A 17,166-nucleotide genomic window follows, 5' to 3' on the forward strand; every position below is an offset into this window, starting at 1 on the left:
GCCCCATCATGTGCGCCGGCACCGCCGGGAGTGCGCTCCACGCCGGGCGTGTCGAGGTGCGAAAAGCTCACATTCCACAAAACGATCAGGGGGTACGGATACCCGTACCCCCTGATGGCCGTTCGCCGTTCTCTACGACGTGGCGGCGAGGAACTCGCTGTAGAAGATGCCCAGACCGATGGCGACGCCGATGCCCGCGACGATCCAGAAGCGGACCACGATGTTGACCTCGGACCAGCCCGCCAACTCGAAGTGGTGCTGCAGCGGCGACATCCGGAACACACGTTTACCGGTGGTCTTGAACGAGATGATCTGAATGACGACCGACATGGTGATGATCAGGAACAGACCGCCCAGGATCAGCACCAGGAGCATGGTCCGGCTCGCCATCGCCAGGCCGCCGATCAGGCCGCCCAGGCCGAGCGCGCCGGTGTCGCCCATGAAGATCCGGGCCGGCGAGGTGTTCCACCACAGGAATCCCACACAGGCCCCGGCCGCGGCTCCGGCGATCATCGAGATCTCCAGCGGGTCCCGCACCGAGTAGCAGTAGTCCATGGTGTAGTTCGGGTCCGCGCACCAGTGCCGGTACTGCCAGAAGCCGATGATCGAGTACGCGCCGAGCACCATCACGGACGCGCCGGTGGCCAGGCCGTCGAGGCCGTCCGTCAGGTTGACGGCGTTCGACATCGACATGATCACAAAGATGAATATGATCACCGAGCCGGCCTTGCCGACCTGCGCCCACTCGATGTCCCGGATGAACGAGATCGTCTCGCTGCCGACCGTCTCGTCGCTGATCCGCTGGCCCTCCAGGCCGACCATCGTGCTCGGGAAGTAGAGCGCGATCACGCCGAAGATGCCGCCGACCAGCATCTGACCGATCAGCTTGCCGCGGGCGGAGAGGCCACCGCTGTTGCGCTTGCGGACCTTGATGAAGTCGTCCAGGAAGCCGACCGCGCCGCAGAACACGAACAGGCCGAGCAGCACCAGCGCGGTGATGGTCGGCCGGTCCTGCGCGATCTGCTGGGACGGCAGCGTGGTCAGCACGGCGTGCCCGGCCACGTAGGCGATCACGGTGGCGATGATGAAGACCACGCCGCCCATCGTCGGCGTGCCCTTCTTGCCCAGGTGCGTCTGCGGGCCGATGGTCCGGATCGGCTGCCCGGCCTTCAGCGCCGTGAAGACGCGGATGCCGACCGGCGTGAGGAAGAGCGAGACCAGGAACGCGACGCCGATCGCGACGATGACTGCCCTCATGCGTCGGCGTCCCCCGTGGTCAGCGGCACGCCGTCAGCCTCGGCCGCGCGCAGAGCAGTTTCCCCTGTCAACGGCACGCCGTCAGCCTCGGCCGCGCGCAGAGCGTCTGCTACCTTCCACGTCCGGTAGCGGGACGCCTTGACGAGCACCACGTCGCCGGGACGAAGATCGTCCCGCAGCGCCGCGATGGCCGCCGACTGGTCGGCTAGGAGCACCGACTCTCCCTTCCACATCTGTTCGGATCGGGCGCCGTCAGCGATCGGCGCGGCTTCGGGGTCGACGACGAGCAGCCGGTCGACGCCCAGCTCGGCCACGAGCCGGCCGACCTCGGCGTGCGCGTCGCGGGAGTGCTCGCCGAGCTCCCGCATCTGGCCGAGCACCGCGATCGACCGGCGGCGGCCGTCGCCGGCCAGCGTGGCCAGCGCACGCAGCGCCGCGGCGGTCGACGACGGGTTCGCGTTGTACGAGTCGTCGATCACGGTGACGCCGTCCGCGCGATCGAAGACGTCCATCCGGCGGGTGGAGACCGTGCGCATCGCGCCGAGCGCGTCGGCCAGCGCGGTGCCGGTCAGGCCCAGCTCGCGCGCGACCGCGGCGGCGGCCAGCGAGTTGGACACCATGTGCCGGCCGGTCATGCCGAGCGACACCGGCACCCGGCCGTCCGGCGTGACCAGCGTGTACGACGCACGGCCACGCTCGTCCAGCGTCACGTCCTCGGCGCGCACATCGGCGCCGGCGCTCTCGCCGAAGAACACCACGCGCGCACCGGTCCGGGACGCCATCGCGGCCACCCGGGCGTCGTCCGCGTTCAGCACCGCCACGCCGCCGGCCGGAAGGTCCTCGACCATCTCGCCCTTGGCCTGCGCGATCCCGTCCACCGACTCGTACCCGCCGAGGTGCGACATGCTGACGTTGAGCACCACACCGATCCGCGGCTGGACGATCTCGTTCAGGTACCGGATGTGGCCGTGACCGCTCGCGCCCATCTCCAGCACCAGGTACTTCGTCTCCGCGGTGGCCCGCAGCGCGGTGACCGGGAAGCCCAGCTCGTTGTTGAGCGAACCGGCCGTGGCCACGGTCGGCCCGAGCGTCGCGGCCAGCTGCGCCACCATGTCCTTGGTGGTGGTCTTGCCGGACGAGCCGGTCAGCCCCACCACGGTCAGCCCGGCCTCGATCAGCCGCCGGCCGACCAGGCGGGCCAGCGGGGCCAGCGCGTCCTGCGCGTCGTCCACCAGGATCGCCGGCACGTCCGGGCCCATGTCCCGGGTGGCCAGCACCGCCGCGGCACCGGCCGCCACCGCACGGGCACCGAAGTCGTGCCCGTCCACGTGCTCGCCGGGGAACGCCACGAACAGTCCACCCGCCACGATCTCGCGGGAGTCGTACTCGGCCGGGCCGGTCACCTGCGCGGCCGGGTCGGCATGCACCAGCCGCCCGCCCACCGCCTCGGCGATCTCGGCCAGGGTGAGCGGGATCATGCGGCCGCCACCTCTCGCAGCGCGTCGGCCAGCTCGACCCGATCGTCGAACGGCAACACCTCGCCGTTCACCTCCTGACCACGTTCGTGTCCCTTGCCGAGCACCGCGACCACGTCGCCCGGGACGGCCCGCCGGACCGCCTCGTCGATCGCGGCACGCCGCCCGGCCACCTCGATGATCTCCACGCCGACGGCGCCCGCGGCGCGCGCACCGTCCCGGACGTCCGCGCGGATCACCGCCGGGTCCTCGCTGCGTGGATTGTCGTCCGTCACCACCACCAGGTCCGCGCCGCGCGCCGCGGCCGCACCCATGAGTGGCCGCTTGCCCCGGTCCCGGTCTCCACCGGCACCCAGCACGCAGATCAACCGGCCACCCTGTTCCTCGCTCAGCTCGCGCAGCGCGTCCAGTGCCGCCACGATCGCCTCCGTCTTGTGCGCGTAGTCGACGACGCCGACGATGCCGCCCGGCGCGTCCACCCGCTCCAGCCGGCCGGGCACGCCCGCGCAGGACGCGATGCCGGCCGCCGCCTCCTTCACGTCCACCCCGGCCGCGGCCAGCGCCGCGATCGCGAGCAGCGTGTTCGCCACGTTGTGCCGGCCGGGCAGCGACACCGTCGCCTCGACCGGGCCGCCCGGCCCGACCGCGGTGAAGGACTGCCGGTAGCCGTCCACCCGCACGCCCTCGGCGCGCCAGGTGGCGGCGGGGTCACCGGCCGCGGAGAACGTCACGGTGGCATCGTGGCGCAGCGGCGCCAGCGCCGGGTCGTCGTGGTTGAGCACGTCGACCGCGCAGCGCCCGTCGAACAGCCGCGCCTTGGCCGCGAAGTAGTCCGCGGCGGTGTCGTGGAAGTCCAGGTGGTCACGGCCGAAGTTGGTGAAGCCACCGACCGCGAACCGCACGCCGCCGACCCGGCCCAGCGCCAGCGCATGGCTGGACACCTCCATCACCACCGCGGTCACGCCACGCTCGCGCGCCACGGCCAGTATCGCGTGCAGGTCGGTCGCCTCCGGCGTGGTCCGGGTGCTCGGCACGGTCAGGTCGCCGAGCCGCGTCTCCACGGTGCCGAACAGCGCGGTGGTGTGCCCGGCGGCCCGCAGCCCGGCCTCGATCAGGTACGCCGTGGAGGTCTTCCCGGCCGTCCCGGTCACGCCGAGCACCAGCATCGCGGCGGACGGGTGCCCGTAGATCGCGGAGGCCAGCGTGCCGAGCACCGCGCGCGGGTCGTCGACGACCAGCGCGGGCAGCCCGGCCGCGGCCACGGCGGCGGCACCGGCCGGGTCGGTCAGCGCGGCGGCCGCGCCCGCCTCGGCCGCGCGCGCGGCGAACTCGGCGCCGTGCCGGGCCGCGCCGGGCAGCGCCGCGAAGAGATCACCCGGACGCAGCGCGGAGCTGTCGTGGGTGATCCCGGTAAGGATCGGATCGGACGTGGCACCGGACTGCCGCACCTCGGTCCGCAGCACCGCGGCCAGCGAGGACAGCGTCCGTCCGGTCGGCACGACGGGCCGCGGCGGCGAGGTCGGCGGGGACGTTTTGCCGGGCACGGCGTCAGACCCTACCCGGTCCACGGGACCCGTTTACATCGGCCACAAGATTCACTAATGCCATAACAGCGCGCACACCAGTCATAACTGAAGTGCGGCCATTCGGTGTCCGCACGGCGAAAAAGAGTGCCTAAGGAAAGACCTTGAACTCCGGCGGCTCCGTGCTGCTCGGCGGCACCTTGAAGTGCCGCAACGCGAATCCCATGATCTCCTTGAAGGCCGGGCCGGCCACCGCACCCCCGCCGCCCTTCGGCGTGTGCGCGAAGACCGCCACCACGAACCGGGGGTTCTCCGCCGGAGCCATGCCGATGAACGACGCCACCTCGCCGGGCAGGTAGGAACCCTCCGCGAGGCGGCTGGACGTGCCGGTCTTGCCGGCCACCCGGTAGCCGTTCACCCGGGCGTCCCGGCCGCTGCCGTCCGGGATCACCATCACGGACTCCAGCAGCGTCCGCAGCTGCCGGGCACTCTCCGCGCTGATCACCTGGTGCGTCTTGACGTCCGTGTTCGGCGTGACCGTGCCGTCCGGCGCGATCGTGTCCTTGATCAGGTGCGGCTGCACGTAGACGCCGTCGTTCGCGATCGCGCCGTACGCGGCCGCCATCTGCAGCAGCGTGGCGTCGACGCTGTGGCCGATCGGGACCGAGCCGTAGCCGGACCCGCTCCACTCACTCGCCTCCAGCACCTTGCCGGACGCCTCACCGGCCACGCCCTCGTTCACCGACTGCCCGAGCCCGAACCGCTTCTGGTACTCGACCACCTTCTCCGGCCCGAGCTGGTCCGCGACCTGGATCGCGGCCACGTTGGACGAGTACGCCAGCGCGCCCGCCATGGTGATCTTCGTACCCTCCGGGTGCGGGTGGGTGTCCCGGAACGTGACACCGCCCTTCCGGATCGTGGGCCCCACCTGGAGCACCGTATCCGGCGTGATCACGCCCTCCTCCAGCGCGGCGCCGTAGATCAGCGCCTTGTGCACCGAGCCGGGGTCGACCACCACCGCGGACGCCACGTCCTGCCGGTCCTCCGGGTCCGCCTCGGCGAACTCCACCGGGTCGTACGTCGGGAAGCTGACCTGTGCGTAGACCTCGCCGGTGCGCGCGTCCAGCACGACCGCCGCGCCGATGCTGGCGTCCACCTTCGTCATCTGCTCACCGATGATGCGCTGCGCCTCGTACTGCATGTCCCGGTCGATGGTCAGCGTCAGCGAGCTGCCGTCCTTGGCCGGCGTCTCCTGCGAGTAGCCGCCGGGGATCTCCTTGGCCAGGTCCGTGCCGTCGACCTCCTTGCCGACCTCGAACCGGCGCTCGCCGTTGACGCCGCGCAGCAGCTCGTCGTACCGCGCCTCGATGCCCTCCAGGCCGTTCATGTCGCCGCCGGTGAAACCGATCAGGTTCGCGGCCAGGTCGCGGCCCGGCCACTCGCGCTTCTCGTCCCGGCCGATCACGATCTCCGGCAGCTCCAGCGCCTCGACCTTCTTCGCGTCGCCGGTGCTCACCGCGCGCGCCAGCCACTCGAAGCGGGACGGCCGGCCGTCCGGCCGGATGCGCTTCTGCATGCGGTCCAGCAGCTCCGATTTGGACAGGCCGAGGATCGGCGCCAGCAGCGACGCGGTCCGGTTCGCGTCCTTCACGAACTCCGGGTCGACCGCGATGTACCGCGCCTCCACGCTGTGCGCCAGCACCGCGCCGTTCTGGTCGTAGATCGCGCCGCGCGCCGCGGGCAGCGTGACCACCTGCAGCCGGTCGTTCAGGCCCTGCCGGGCCCACTCGGGCGTGTCCCCGAACTGCAGCACCACCAGCCGTACGCCGACCGTGGCCAGCATGACCATGGCCAGCAGCGACGCCACCCGCAACCGCCGGCCCGGATCGCCCAGCTTCGGCGGCCGGCGCGGGGGCCGTGGCTTGCGGATCGGCGCCGGCCGGTTCCGGGCCGGCGCGGCGTTGCGGGCCGCGGCCCCCGTCCGGCGCGGCGCGGGCACGGTGTCCCGGTCACGATCCCGCCCGGCGGTCCCGCGTCCGCGCGCCGAGCCGCCGCGCCGCTCGTCCTGGCGGCCGCCGTCGAGCACCCGCAGCGCGGGCCGGTCACCCTTCGTCCGGCCGGAGCCGGAACCGGACCCCGCGGGGGTACGTCGTGCGCGCGGCTCCTCGACCGGCCGCTGCGGGCGCGGCATGCCCTCGCGGACCGTGCGCCCGCGCGGCGTGTAGGCGCGGGCCTCGGACATCTTGCTGTGCGCACGCGACGAGGGGGACGACGGCTGCCCGTCGTCCCCCGTGTCCCGCGTCTGACGCCGGTCCCGCGCGCCGCCGCGGCCGGAGTCGCGGTCGTCCCGCGCACCCCGGCCGCGGCGGGCGGGAGGCTGATCCCGTGGCGGCACTCGTTACCGTCCGCTCTCCTGGCTGGTGATCGCGGGCTCGCCACCGGCCGGCTTCGGCACTCCGATGATCTTGCCGTTCGGCAGCTCGATGAAGGCCGGCTCCTCCGCCTGGACCAGCCCCAGCTTCTTCGCGTGGGCGATCAGGTAGTTCGGGGACTCGTACTCCTCGATCTGCTTCTCCAGCTCCTGCTGCTGCACGTCGAGCGCGGCCTGCTGCTTCTGCAGCTCGTCCAGCCGGAACGCGTTCTGGTTCGTCTGCGTGTTGATCAGCAGGATGCCGACCACGCCCGCCACCACGGTGACCAGGATCCCGGCGATGAACGGCGCGCGCGGCACCGCCACCGGCCGGGGCGGCGTGACGCGCAGCCGGGGTGCCGGCGGCTCCTCGTGCACCGGCTCGGCCGGCTCCACCAGGACGTGGATCTCCTCGGGCTGCAGGGCGGCGCTGCCCTCGGTCTCGAACCGGCGGCCCCGCGCCGCCGACAGGTCGACCGGCTCGGACGACGGTGTCGCCCGGGCGGGCCGGCGGGCCGGCGCACCGGCCTGGACGCGCGGCGACGGACCGCGCGAGCCGGCGGCACGGGAGCCGGCGGTGCGGGAGCCACCCGCGCCCCGGCCCGTGGCCCGGTCGGCCCGGTCGATCCGCTCGACCCGCAGGTCACGCTCGGCGCGCGCCGGGCGCTCGTCCCGTGCCGGGCGCTCGTCCCGGACGGCACGCTCGCCGCGCGCGGAGCGGTCGTCCCGGACGGCACGGTCGTCCCGCGCCGCACGGTCGTCCCGCGCCGGGCGGTCGTCGCGGGTCCGGCGCGCCGGACGGTCGACGGTGGACGGCGCGGCGGACTCCGCCGCGGCGGCCCGCTCCCGCCGCTCGATGCGCTCCAGCGAGCTCAGCCGCTCGATGCGGTGCGGACCCCCCTGGTCCGCGGTGTCACGATCCGGAACGGACGGTGCGGCGGCCCCCCGGCCGCGTGCCCCGTTGAGTCGCTCCGCGCGCCGCCCGGCCCCGATGCCACGGACGATCGCCTCCTGGCCGCCGGATCGCGGCGTGCCCTCGGCCGGTGCCCACTGCGCCGCGGTCCGGCCCCCCGACCGCGGTGCGCGCTGCACCGTCTCGCGCCCGGTGCCGAGGTCGCCCCGGTCGCGCTTGTTGACGTTCATGTCCCTCCCCCTTGATGTCTTCGTCCCGTCGTTCCCCTTCGACGGCGGGGGCCCTGCCCGGTCCCCGCCGCCTGCGCCGTCCTAAGACGACTCCGGCGCCCCCGCGCCGGGCCGGCGTGACCTCCTGGACCGTTCGCGTCCGGTCCCGGTGTCCGCACCGGCGATGCGTTCCGCGGCGCGCAGCTTGACCGAGGCGGCCCGCGGGTTCTCCGCGACCTCCTCCTCGGTGGGCGGCTCCGCACCTCGGGTGATCAATCGCAGCGTGGGCCCGGTGCCGGGCAGCTCGACCGGGAGGTCGATCGGTCCGGTGCTCCGGGCTCGCGCCGCGAACGCCTGCTTGACGATGCGGTCCTCGAGTGACTGGTAGGACATGACGACCACTCGTCCGCCCGGTGCCAGCACGTCGAGAGCCGCCGGTAACGCCGCTTCGAGGGCGGCGAGTTCGCCATTTACCTCGATACGCAGTGCTTGAAACGTTCTTTTGGCTGGGTTTCCACCGGTTCGTCGCGCCGGGGCCGGGATCGAGTCCCGCACCAGCTCGGCGAGCCGGGCCGTGGACGTGATCCGGGAGCGCCCCCGCTCCCGGACGATCGCGGAGACGATGCGGGTGGCGAACTTCTCCTCGCCGTACACCCGCAGCACCCGTACCAGCGCGCCCGGTTCGTAGTCGTTGACGACGTCCTCCGCGGTGAGGCCGCGGCCCTGGTCCATCCGCATGTCCAGCGGAGCGTCCTGGGCGTAGGCGAACCCGCGATCGGGCGCGTCGAGCTGCAACGAGGAGACGCCGAGGTCGAACAGAGCGCCGTCGATCTGCTCGTATCCGAGCCGCTCGAGCACGTCGGGCAGCTCGCTGGAGACCGCGTGCACCAGGTGGGTGCGATCGGCGAACCGGTCCAGCCGGCGGCGCGAGTGCTCCAGCGCCTCCGTGTCCCGGTCCAGGCCGATCAGCGTCAGCCGTGGGTTCGCGGTCAGGATCGCCTCGGCGTGCCCGCCGAGACCCAGGGTCGTGTCCACATAGACCGGCGAGTCGCCGGCCAGCGCGGGGGCGAGCAGTGCCAGGCACCGCTCCAGCAGCACGGGCACATGCGTGCCCCGTGCCTGCCACTCGCGACCCGCGGCCACGAGCTCCGGCTCGGGCACCCCCATGTCGACCCCCATCACCTGGTGACGATTCGTTTCACGCAATGCCCGCCAGCAGTGCGACGAAGACCGTACCGCCAGATCCCCATCCGCCCTCTTGGCGTCACCACCGTCGCGCCTGACACCGGGGAAGGGGTGCCAGGAGCGCCGAGCGGCTGGAGATCTCGCAGTACGGGTTTCCCGTCGACTACAGCCCGCCGGGCAGCACCCCCTCCCCGATGTCGGCGAAGTCGTCCTCGCTCTCCGCGAGATACGTCTCCCAGGCCTGCTTGTCCCAGATCTCCACCCGGGTGCTGGCGCCGATCACGACGAGCTCGCGGTCGAGCTGCGCGTATTCCCGCAGCAGCACCGGGATGGTGACCCGGCCCTGCCGGTCCGGCACCTCGTCGTGCGCGCTGGCGAAGAAGACCCGGCTGTAGGCCCGCGCCGCCTTGTGCGTCATCGGTGCGGCCCGCAGCTCCTCCGAGATCCGCTGGAACTCGGGCATCGGGAAGACGTAGAGGCAGCGCTCCTGCCCTTTGGTGATCACGACACCTCCCGCCAGCTCGTCCCGGAACTTGGCCGGGAGGATCAGCCGGCCCTTGTCGTCCAGGCGCGGAGTGTGCGTGCCGAGAAACATCGCGGCGTCACCCCCTCGCCCTTGCCGGCGGCATTCGCGGTGCCGCTGATCACTCGGGCCGGCGGGCTCTCCACGACCCCGCCATGTGGCCCCACTTTACTCCACTTCCCTCCACCCGCAACCGGAAACGGCGCCTAGTCAAGGGGTGCGGGAGTGCAAAACAGCACGTCACAAAGGGTTGCCCGAGGTGGAGGGCTTTGGCCCTCCGGGGCCGTCTGCTTTCCGACATCCGTTCGGATCGACGCGCTTCGCGCACCTTTTATCGGCATTTTTCGGGTGGTTTTCCCGTGCCGTGCAGGCGTGCGGACGATTGCGTGGAGGGAAGTGGAGGGATTGGGCGCACACGTGGGGTGGCGAGATGATCTCCGTGCGTGGGCGCTGTGCGACGCCTGCGGACCGGCTGCCAGTGCCCTGTGAAACACGAGAAGGGCCCCGCCGGACATCGGCGGAGCCCTTCACCACGGCGGATCAGACGACCCGGCGGACCACGTAGGCGCGGGACCAGATCTTGTGCTTGCCCACCCGGACGCCCGGCCGGGGCGCGTCGTACATGTAGCCGCCGCCCGCGTAGATCGCGGCGTGGTAGCCGTGCGCGCCCTTGCGGAAGATCAGCAGGTCTCCCGGCCGGGCCTGCGACCTCGGCACGGCGACACCGGCGCGCTGCTGGCGGTTCGCGTTGTGCGGCAGCCTCTTCCCGGCCGCCTCGCGATAGACGTACATCGTGAAGCCGGAGCAGTCGAAGCCGCTCGGGCTCGCACCGCCGGCCCGGTACCGCTTGCCGGAGAGGCTCTTGGCGAGCGCCACGACCGCGGCGGCGGCCCCGGACGCGGGCGCGGCGGCCGCGGGTGCCGGAGCGGCCAGTTGACCCGCGGCGACGCAGAGACCGACCAGGGCCGCCAGGGCGGCGCGCACGGGCAGGGTGAAGCGCCGGGCCGGCTGCTGTCGGAGACGCTCAGGCCGGACCGGAGAGTGCGCTGACACGAAAGGTTTCCTTCCGGCGCGCCTGCGGGGTTAGCTGTCGGGTTCGGGCGCCGAAGATGCCCGGCCCGGCGCGATGCCGGGCTTCACCCCAAGGCCCGCCGAGCGAGCCGTCGTACGGATTTCGGGTGGTTCCCCCGTCCCTGCCCTCGATGCCATGTGCTGGGTGGAATGTCGCGTCGCCCGGGACGGGCAGGGTTCGGCGTGTCCCGCGGTCGGCGCGGCCGGCGAGCGGATCGCGCACCGGCTCATCGTTTGTAGCGGATCTCGGGAGCACGCCCCGGCCATCGACCGATCACGCTCCGAGGTTGGCATGCCCGGCCCTCGACCCCGACGTGTCGGGTGCCCGATATTCCGGCACCACACGGACCCGCTTGATCACTCTGCGTATATCGAACGCGGTGAAGCTTCCCACACCGGCGAGGGTCACACCGCGGATAACGCCAGCGTGCCCAACAGGTACTACCGGGCAGGCCGCAAGGGGCCGAACGAGCCGATGGTGCGGCGGTCGCGGTCCGGTAACCTCGCTCGGGTGACGCAAGGCAACATGCCCCTCCGCGCCAAGGTCGCGACCCAGGTCTCCCGCACCGCCGCCGCGCTCTCCCGCGCGGCTGGGCGGGGCGACGGGTCCGTGATCGGTGGCTGGATCGGTCTGAAGATCGATCCCGACCTGCTCGAGCACCTCGCCGCCGGCCGCGCCATCGCGCTGGTCTCCGGCACCAACGGAAAGACCACCACCACCCGGCTGACCGCGGCCGCGCTGGGCGTTCTCGGCCCGGTGGCGACCAACTCGTTCGGCGCCAACATGCCCACCGGGCACACCTCCGCGCTGGCCAAGGCCGGCGACACGCCGTACGCGGTGCTGGAGGTGGACGAGCACTACCTGCCCCAGGTGATCGAGGAGACCCGGCCCCGGGTCATCGCGCTGCTCAACCTCTCCCGGGACCAGCTGGACCGGGCCAAGGAGGTGGCGATGATGGCCCAGCTCTGGCGCACCACGCTGGCCAAGCACCCCGAGGTCGCGATCGTCGGCAACGCGGACGACCCGATGATCGTCTGGGCGGCCGGCAACTCCCCCACGGTCAGCTGGTTCAGCGCCGGCCAGCGCTGGCAGGACGACTCCTGGGTGTGCCCGGAGTGCGGCTCCACCATCGAGCGCCAGGACGGTCAGTGGTGGTGCACCGGCTGCCCGCTGCGCCGGCCCGCGCCGCAGTGGGTGGTCGAGGACGACGGCGTGCTGGATCCGTCCGGCGCCTGGCACCTGATCCGGCTGCAGTTGCCCGGCCGGGTCAACCTCGGCAACGCGGCCACGGCGCTGGCGGTCGCGGCCGCGTTCGGCATCCGGCCGCTGCAGGCCGTGCCGACGCTCTCCTCGGTCGCGTCCGTCGCCGGGCGGTACGCGCAGGTCGACCGGGACGGGCGCAACATCCGGCTGCTGCTGGCGAAGAACCCGGCCAGCTGGCTGGAGGCGTTCGACATGGCGGACAACGCGCCCACCCTGCTCTCCATCAACGCGCGCGACCCCGACGGGCTGGACACGTCCTGGCTCTTCGACGTCGACTTCGCGCCGCTGCGCGGGCGCCAGGTGCTGATCACCGGCGACCGGGCGTACGACCTCGCGGTCCGGCTCGACGTGAACGACGTGCCGTTCCGGCACGTACAGACCTTCGGGGAGGCGATCGCGAGCGTGCCGCCGGGACGCCTGGAGGTCATCGCGAACTACACCGCCTTCCAAGACATCCGAGCGGAGCTTGACCGTGTCAATTAACCCGGAGTGGAGCCAGCAGCCTCCGGTCTACGGACAACAACCCCAGCAGCCGGGGTACGGGCAGCAGCCGCCCACCTACGGCCAGCCGCAGCCCGGCTACGAGCAGCAGCAGCCGGTCTACGGGCAGCCACCGCAGCAGCCCGGCTACGGTCAGCCGCAGCCGGGGTACGAGCAGCAGCCGGGCTACGGTCAGCCGCAGCCCGGTTACGGGCAGCCCCAGCCCGGCTATGGACAGCCACAGCCCGGCTATGGACAGCCTCAGCCCGGCTACGGGCCGCCGCCGCAGCAGCCGGCGGTCTACGGGCAGCCGCAGCCCACGGCGTACCCGCAGCAGGGTCCTGGATCCGGCGGTGTCGTCCCGGGCGGGCAGCCGGCTCCGCAGGCCGCGGGCGGCGACAGCGTGGTGCGCGTGGTGTGGGTGTACCCGGACCTGCTCTCCACCTACGGCGACCGCGGCAACATGCTGATCCTGGCGAAGCGGGCACAGCAGCGCGGCATCCCGGTCGAGACGATCGAGGTGCGCTCCGACCAGCCACTGCCCACGCACGCGGACATCTACCTGATCGGCGGCGGCGAGGACGGCCCGCAGGCGCTCGCGGCCCAGCGGCTGAACACCGACGGCGGCCTGCACCGCGCGGTCAACCAGGGCGCCGCGGTCTTCGCGGTCTGCGCCGGTTACCAACTGCTCGGCACCTCGTTCTTCGCCAAGGGTGCCAAGTGCCAGGGCCTGGAGCTGATCGACATCTACTCGGACCGGGGCGAGAGCCGCGCGGTCGGCGAGCTCGCCGGCGACGTGGACCCGCGCCTCGGCCTGCCGCGGCTGACCGGCTTCGAGAACCACGGCGGCCGCACCCACCTCGGCCCGACCGTCTCGCCGCTGGCCCGGGTCAGCGTCGGCATCGGCAACGACGGCCAGACCGAGGGCGCCTGGCGCGGCAAGATCCTCGGTACCTACTCGCACGGCCCGGCACTGGCCCGCAACCCGGCCATCGCCGACCTACTGTTGCGCTGGGCGACCGGTTACGACACGCTGCCGCCGGTCGACGACAGCTGGCACGACAACCTGCGCAACGAGCGGTTCGCGGCCGCCCGGCCGAACCCGCAGTGACGTGGCGTCCGCCGGTCGCGGTTCCGCTCAGGAGCCACGGCCGGCGGACGATAGGTCTGCTTTACGGACCCGACGCCCCACCCAGCCCCCGGACGCACCGATCGGAGACTGCATGACGGACGCCGCCGCTCCCCTGCTGATCTGCCCGCAGACCGGCCGACGCCTCACCATGCCGCTCCAGTCCGCCCGCTCACGTCCGGGCACCGAAAGCACCGCGCTTCCGGCCGGCTCTGCGCTTCCGACCCACTCCTCGCCTCCGGCCGGTGCCGCGCTTCCGGCGCACTCCTCGTTCCCCGCCGGTGCGGTGATTCCGGCCGATACCGCGATTGCGGCGCACTCCGCGCTTCCGGCCGGTGCCGCGCTTCCGGCCGGTGCCGCGCTTCCGGCCGGTCTCCCGGCCTCCGCGCGGACCGGGCCGGATGCCGGTCCGACGGATTCCCCGACCGGTGTGCCGGTCGCGCCGCGACGCAGCCGGAAGGCGCGCCTACTGCGCGTGGCCGCACTGGTCGCGGTGGTCGCCGCGCTCGGCGCCTCGGCCGCCACCCTCCCGCTGCACGAGATCCAGGACGCCGCCCGCTCGCTCGGCTGGGCCGCCGCGCTCGTGATGGCCGGCGTCGGCGCGCTGCTGCTGGCCGTGCTCGTGCCGCGGACCGCGATCTCGCTGGCCTGCGGCGCGCTCCTCGGTCCCGCGCTCGGTTTCACGGCCGCGATCACCGCCGCGATGCTGGCGGCCACGATCACCTACTTCGCCGGCCGCTGGGCCGGCCACGGCCTCCTCGCCTCCCGGGTCGGCGGCCGCCTGCACCGCCTCGACGGCTGGCTCAGCCGACGCGGCTTCTCCGCCGTCCTGCTGGTTCGGCTGCTTCCGCTGGCCCCGTTCGGCCTGATGGGCTACGCCTACGGCACCACGTCCGTACGCCGCCACCACTACCTGCTGGGCACGCTGGTCGCCTCGACCCCGTCCGCCTTCAGCTACTCCGTCCTCGGCGCCGCCGTGATGACGCCCGGCGACGTCAACCCGGTCACGTTCGTCCCGGCCGTCTGCGGCGTCCTGCTCACCTCCACCATCGTCTACCGCTGGCGCCGCGCGTCCCGCCGCGCCGCCGTCCCGGCCTGACGGCGTCCGACCCGACGAGCTTCCCGACCTGACCGGGCTCCCGGCTCGACCGGCTCCCAGCCCGATCAGCTCGACCGACTCCCAGCCCGACGGGCTCCCAGCCCGACCGGCCCGACCGCTCCGAGCCCGACCGGCTCCCAGCCCGACCGGCTCGACCGGCTCCCGGCTCGACCGGCTTTCAGCCTGACGATCTTCCCAGTCGGCGGCTTTCCGGCCCGGCCGGCTCCCAGCCGGACCGGCTTCCCAGCGTGACTCGCCTAGCGGCCCGGCGGCTTCCGGCCCGGCGGGATCCCGGCCCGGCCGGCTCCCAGCCTGGCCGGCTCAGGTACTCGATCGGCCGCGCCGAAAACGCGCCACATCGGCACGAAAACCCCAGCGCCGCGCCCCCGATTCTCCTGGACGCGCACCCGTCTAATGCACAAGAGGTCTTGCACAACTGCTCTTGTGCGTGCCAGGGTGGGGGTATGACGATCGATGGCGTACGGAAGGTCGATGATCCACGGGTGCTGGCGGCGCTGTCGCATCCGCTGCGACGGCGGCTGATGGACGTGCTCAAGGTGGAGGGGCCGGCCACGGCGAGCGTGCTGGCCGAGGCGACCGGTCAGGCCGTCGGGAACGTCAGCCACCACCTCAAGGTGCTGCGCGAGTGCGGCCTGATCGAGGAGGTGCCGGAGCTGGCCCGCGACCGCCGGGAGCGCTGGTGGCGGCTGGTCAGCCGGGGGGTGCGGTGGAGCACGTCCGACTTCGCGGACGACCCGGCGACCGAGGCGGTCGCGGAGGCCGCGCTGTCGATGAACCTGGACTACCACGTGTCCCGCGTCCGGGCGTGGTACGCGGCGGGCGACGACGAGCGGGCGCACTGGGGCGAGGCGCCGTTCAGCGGTGACCAGTGGTTGCTGCTGACGCCCGCCGAGCTGGCCGAGCTGGAGGCGGACCTGCTCGGGCTGATCGAGCGCTGGCGCACCCGGGAGATCCCGGACGACGGCGCGGAGCGACGCCCGGTCTACGTCTTCGCGCACGGCGTGCCGGGGCGGCCGGGCCGATGACCAGGGACTTTCGACTGTTCTGGCTCGGGCAGACGACGAGCCGCTTCGGCGGTGCGGTCACCACGGTGGCGCTGCCGCTGGCCGCGATCACGGTGTTGCAGGCGAGCACGTTCCAGGTGGCGATGCTGGCGGCCGCGGTGTGGCTGCCGTGGCTGCTGGCCGGGCTGCCGGCGGGCGTGCTGGTGGACCGGTCCCGGTCGCGACGGCACATCCTGATCGCCAGCGACCTGGTGGCGGCCGCGCTGTTCGTCAGCGTGCCGGTCGCGGCCTGGCTGGGCGTGCTGACCATCGCCCACCTGCTGGTCGTGGCGTTGCTGACCGGCCTGGTGTCGGTGTTCGTCGAGACCGCGGGCCAGGTCTACCTGGCCGAGTTGCTGCCCGCCGAGCGGCTCGCCGCCGGCAACGCGCGTCTGGTCGGTGCGGACTCGGCCGCGAAGGTGGCCGGCCCCGGTGTCGGCGGCCTGATCGCGCAGGTGTTCGGCGCGGTCGCCGGCCTGCTGGTGGACGCGCTCACCTTCGTGATCTCCGCGGCTTGCATGATCGCGGTCCGGCACCGCGAGCCGGCGACACCCCAGCGGACCGCCCCGGCCCTCGCCGGCACACCGGGCGGCGCCAGCACACCGGCGCACGGCGGAGCCACGCCGCCCGGCGGAACCACGGCGCACGACGCGGCCACGACCGGCGGAGGTACGGCGCACAGCGGGACGACGCCGACCGACGAGGCGACGTCACACGACGGCACCGCGCCGGGCGACGAGGCCACGGCGCACAGCGGGATGGCGGCGATCGCCGAAGGGCTGCGGTTCGTGGTGCGGGATCCGCTGCTGCGGGTGATGACGGTCTACGGCGCGGCCGCGAATCTGGCGCTGAACGGCTACAGCGCGATCCAGATGCTGTTCCTGGTGCGGGAGAACGGCGCCGATCCCGGCGTGGCCGGTCTGCTGATCGCGATCATCTCGGCCGGTGGCGTCGCCGGTGCCGCGGTCGCGGGGCCGCTCGGCCGCCGGTTCGGGACCGCCCGCACGATGCTCGCGGTCCTGGTGCTGACCGCGCCGTTCGCGCTGCTGGTGCCGCTGGCCCGGCCGGGCGCTGGACTGGCGCCGGCGGTGGTCGGTGGCCTGGTGCTGACGACCGGCCTGGTGGCGAACAACGTGCTCAAGGGCGCGTTCCGGCAGGCGTACGTGCCCCGCCGGCTGCTCGGCCGGGTGATCAACAGCATGCAGCTGCTGAACTACGGCGCGATCCCGGTGGGCGCGCTGATCGGCGGCGCGCTCGGCACCGCGCTGGGCCTGCGACCCACCATGTGGATCATGGCGGCGTCGATCGTCGCCGCGACCGGCCTGCTCTTCATCGGCCCGCTCAAGCACCTCCGCGACCTGCCCACGGCACCCGCGGCCTCCCCCGCCGGCGGGCGAACCACCACCGACGAGCAGGCCATCGGTGACGAGCGGGCCAGCACCGACGAGCAGACCACCGGCAGGCCGGCCAACGCCACCGAGCAGAACGCCACCGAGCGGGACGACCGCCTCACCGCGGTGTGAGTGCGGGCGCCCACCGGCCGCCCGGACGCCGGCGGGATCAC

13 protein-coding genes and 1 riboswitch are annotated in these 17,166 nt (G+C 73.1%); of the genes, 5 read left to right on the forward strand and 8 right to left on the reverse strand.

Annotated features, from left to right (window positions below; genetic code table 11):
• Positions 1-132 precede the first annotated feature (132 nt).
• From mraY to J2S44_RS09085, 8 genes are all read right to left on the reverse strand, one after another.
• Complete coding sequence (gene mraY, locus J2S44_RS09050) at positions 133-1,257, reverse strand: phospho-N-acetylmuramoyl-pentapeptide-transferase (RefSeq protein ID WP_307238730.1); 1,125 nt, start codon at positions 1,255-1,257, stop codon at positions 133-135.
• On the reverse strand, positions 1,254-2,735 hold the full coding sequence (locus J2S44_RS09055) for a UDP-N-acetylmuramoyl-tripeptide--D-alanyl-D-alanine ligase (RefSeq protein WP_310410667.1): 1,482 nt from the start codon (positions 2,733-2,735) through the stop codon (positions 1,254-1,256). Before J2S44_RS09055 ends, mraY begins: the two co-directional genes overlap by 4 nt.
• On the reverse strand, positions 2,732-4,276 hold the full coding sequence (locus tag J2S44_RS09060) for a UDP-N-acetylmuramoyl-L-alanyl-D-glutamate--2,6-diaminopimelate ligase (protein ID WP_374727821.1): 1,545 nt from the start codon (positions 4,274-4,276) through the stop codon (positions 2,732-2,734). Before J2S44_RS09060 ends, J2S44_RS09055 begins: the two co-directional genes overlap by 4 nt.
• A gap of 130 nt (positions 4,277-4,406) precedes the next feature.
• Positions 4,407-6,650 (reverse strand): peptidoglycan D,D-transpeptidase FtsI family protein, encoded by a 2,244-nt coding sequence (locus J2S44_RS09065; RefSeq protein ID WP_310410671.1) that lies wholly within the window; start codon positions 6,648-6,650, stop codon positions 4,407-4,409.
• A 3-nt stretch (positions 6,651-6,653) separates the two neighbouring features.
• Positions 6,654-7,808, reverse strand: coding sequence for a cell division protein FtsL (gene ftsL, locus J2S44_RS09070; RefSeq protein ID WP_310410673.1), 1,155 nt, complete (start codon positions 7,806-7,808; stop codon positions 6,654-6,656).
• Positions 7,809-7,889: 81 nt separating this feature from the next.
• Complete coding sequence (rsmH, locus tag J2S44_RS09075) at positions 7,890-8,966, reverse strand: 16S rRNA (cytosine(1402)-N(4))-methyltransferase RsmH (RefSeq protein WP_310429540.1); 1,077 nt, start codon at positions 8,964-8,966, stop codon at positions 7,890-7,892.
• 169 nt (positions 8,967-9,135) lie between these two features.
• Positions 9,136-9,567, reverse strand: coding sequence for a division/cell wall cluster transcriptional repressor MraZ (gene mraZ, locus J2S44_RS09080; RefSeq protein ID WP_307238742.1), 432 nt, complete (start codon positions 9,565-9,567; stop codon positions 9,136-9,138).
• Between the two features lie 468 nt (positions 9,568-10,035).
• Complete coding sequence (locus tag J2S44_RS09085) at positions 10,036-10,479, reverse strand: C40 family peptidase (protein ID WP_310410676.1); 444 nt, start codon at positions 10,477-10,479, stop codon at positions 10,036-10,038.
• 74 nt (positions 10,480-10,553) lie between these two features.
• Positions 10,554-10,724: riboswitch (cyclic di-AMP (ydaO/yuaA leader) on the reverse strand.
• Between the two features lie 368 nt (positions 10,725-11,092).
• Here J2S44_RS09085 and J2S44_RS09090 point away from each other — a divergent pair.
• From J2S44_RS09090 to J2S44_RS09110, 5 genes are all read left to right on the forward strand, one after another.
• Positions 11,093-12,313, forward strand: a complete 1,221-nt coding sequence (locus tag J2S44_RS09090; protein ID WP_310429542.1) for a MurT ligase domain-containing protein — start codon at positions 11,093-11,095, stop codon at positions 12,311-12,313.
• 400 nt (positions 12,314-12,713) lie between these two features.
• Complete coding sequence (locus tag J2S44_RS09095) at positions 12,714-13,421, forward strand: type 1 glutamine amidotransferase (protein ID WP_310429544.1); 708 nt, start codon at positions 12,714-12,716, stop codon at positions 13,419-13,421.
• A 493-nt stretch (positions 13,422-13,914) separates the two neighbouring features.
• Positions 13,915-14,538, forward strand: a complete 624-nt coding sequence (locus tag J2S44_RS09100) for a TVP38/TMEM64 family protein (RefSeq protein WP_310410678.1) — start codon at positions 13,915-13,917, stop codon at positions 14,536-14,538.
• Between the two features lie 464 nt (positions 14,539-15,002).
• Complete coding sequence (locus tag J2S44_RS09105) at positions 15,003-15,584, forward strand: ArsR/SmtB family transcription factor (RefSeq protein ID WP_310410680.1); 582 nt, start codon at positions 15,003-15,005, stop codon at positions 15,582-15,584.
• On the forward strand, positions 15,581-17,125 hold the full coding sequence (locus J2S44_RS09110; RefSeq protein ID WP_310410681.1) for an MFS transporter: 1,545 nt from the start codon (positions 15,581-15,583) through the stop codon (positions 17,123-17,125). Before J2S44_RS09105 ends, J2S44_RS09110 begins: the two co-directional genes overlap by 4 nt.
• Positions 17,126-17,166 lie beyond the last annotated feature (41 nt).

Origin of the sequence: Catenuloplanes niger, assembly GCF_031458255.1 — a bacterium.
Classification (GTDB): domain Bacteria; phylum Actinomycetota; class Actinomycetes; order Mycobacteriales; family Micromonosporaceae; genus Catenuloplanes; species Catenuloplanes niger.

Coding starts and splice junctions, on each gene's coding strand:
- mraY (WP_307238730.1), bottom strand. CDS start 1,257: ATGAGGGCAGTCATCGTCGCGATCGGCGTCGCGTTCCTGGTCTCGCTC.
- J2S44_RS09055 (WP_310410667.1), bottom strand. CDS start 2,735: ATGATCCCGCTCACCCTGGCCGAGATCGCCGAGGCGGTGGGCGGGCGG.
- ftsL (WP_310410673.1), bottom strand. CDS start 7,808: ATGAACGTCAACAAGCGCGACCGGGGCGACCTCGGCACCGGGCGCGAG.
- rsmH (WP_310429540.1), bottom strand. CDS start 8,966: ATGGGGGTCGACATGGGGGTGCCCGAGCCGGAGCTCGTGGCCGCGGGT.
- mraZ (WP_307238742.1), bottom strand. CDS start 9,567: ATGTTTCTCGGCACGCACACTCCGCGCCTGGACGACAAGGGCCGGCTG.
- J2S44_RS09090 (WP_310429542.1), top strand. CDS start 11,093: ATGCCCCTCCGCGCCAAGGTCGCGACCCAGGTCTCCCGCACCGCCGCC.
- J2S44_RS09105 (WP_310410680.1), top strand. CDS start 15,003: ATGACGATCGATGGCGTACGGAAGGTCGATGATCCACGGGTGCTGGCG.
- J2S44_RS09110 (WP_310410681.1), top strand. CDS start 15,581: ATGACCAGGGACTTTCGACTGTTCTGGCTCGGGCAGACGACGAGCCGC.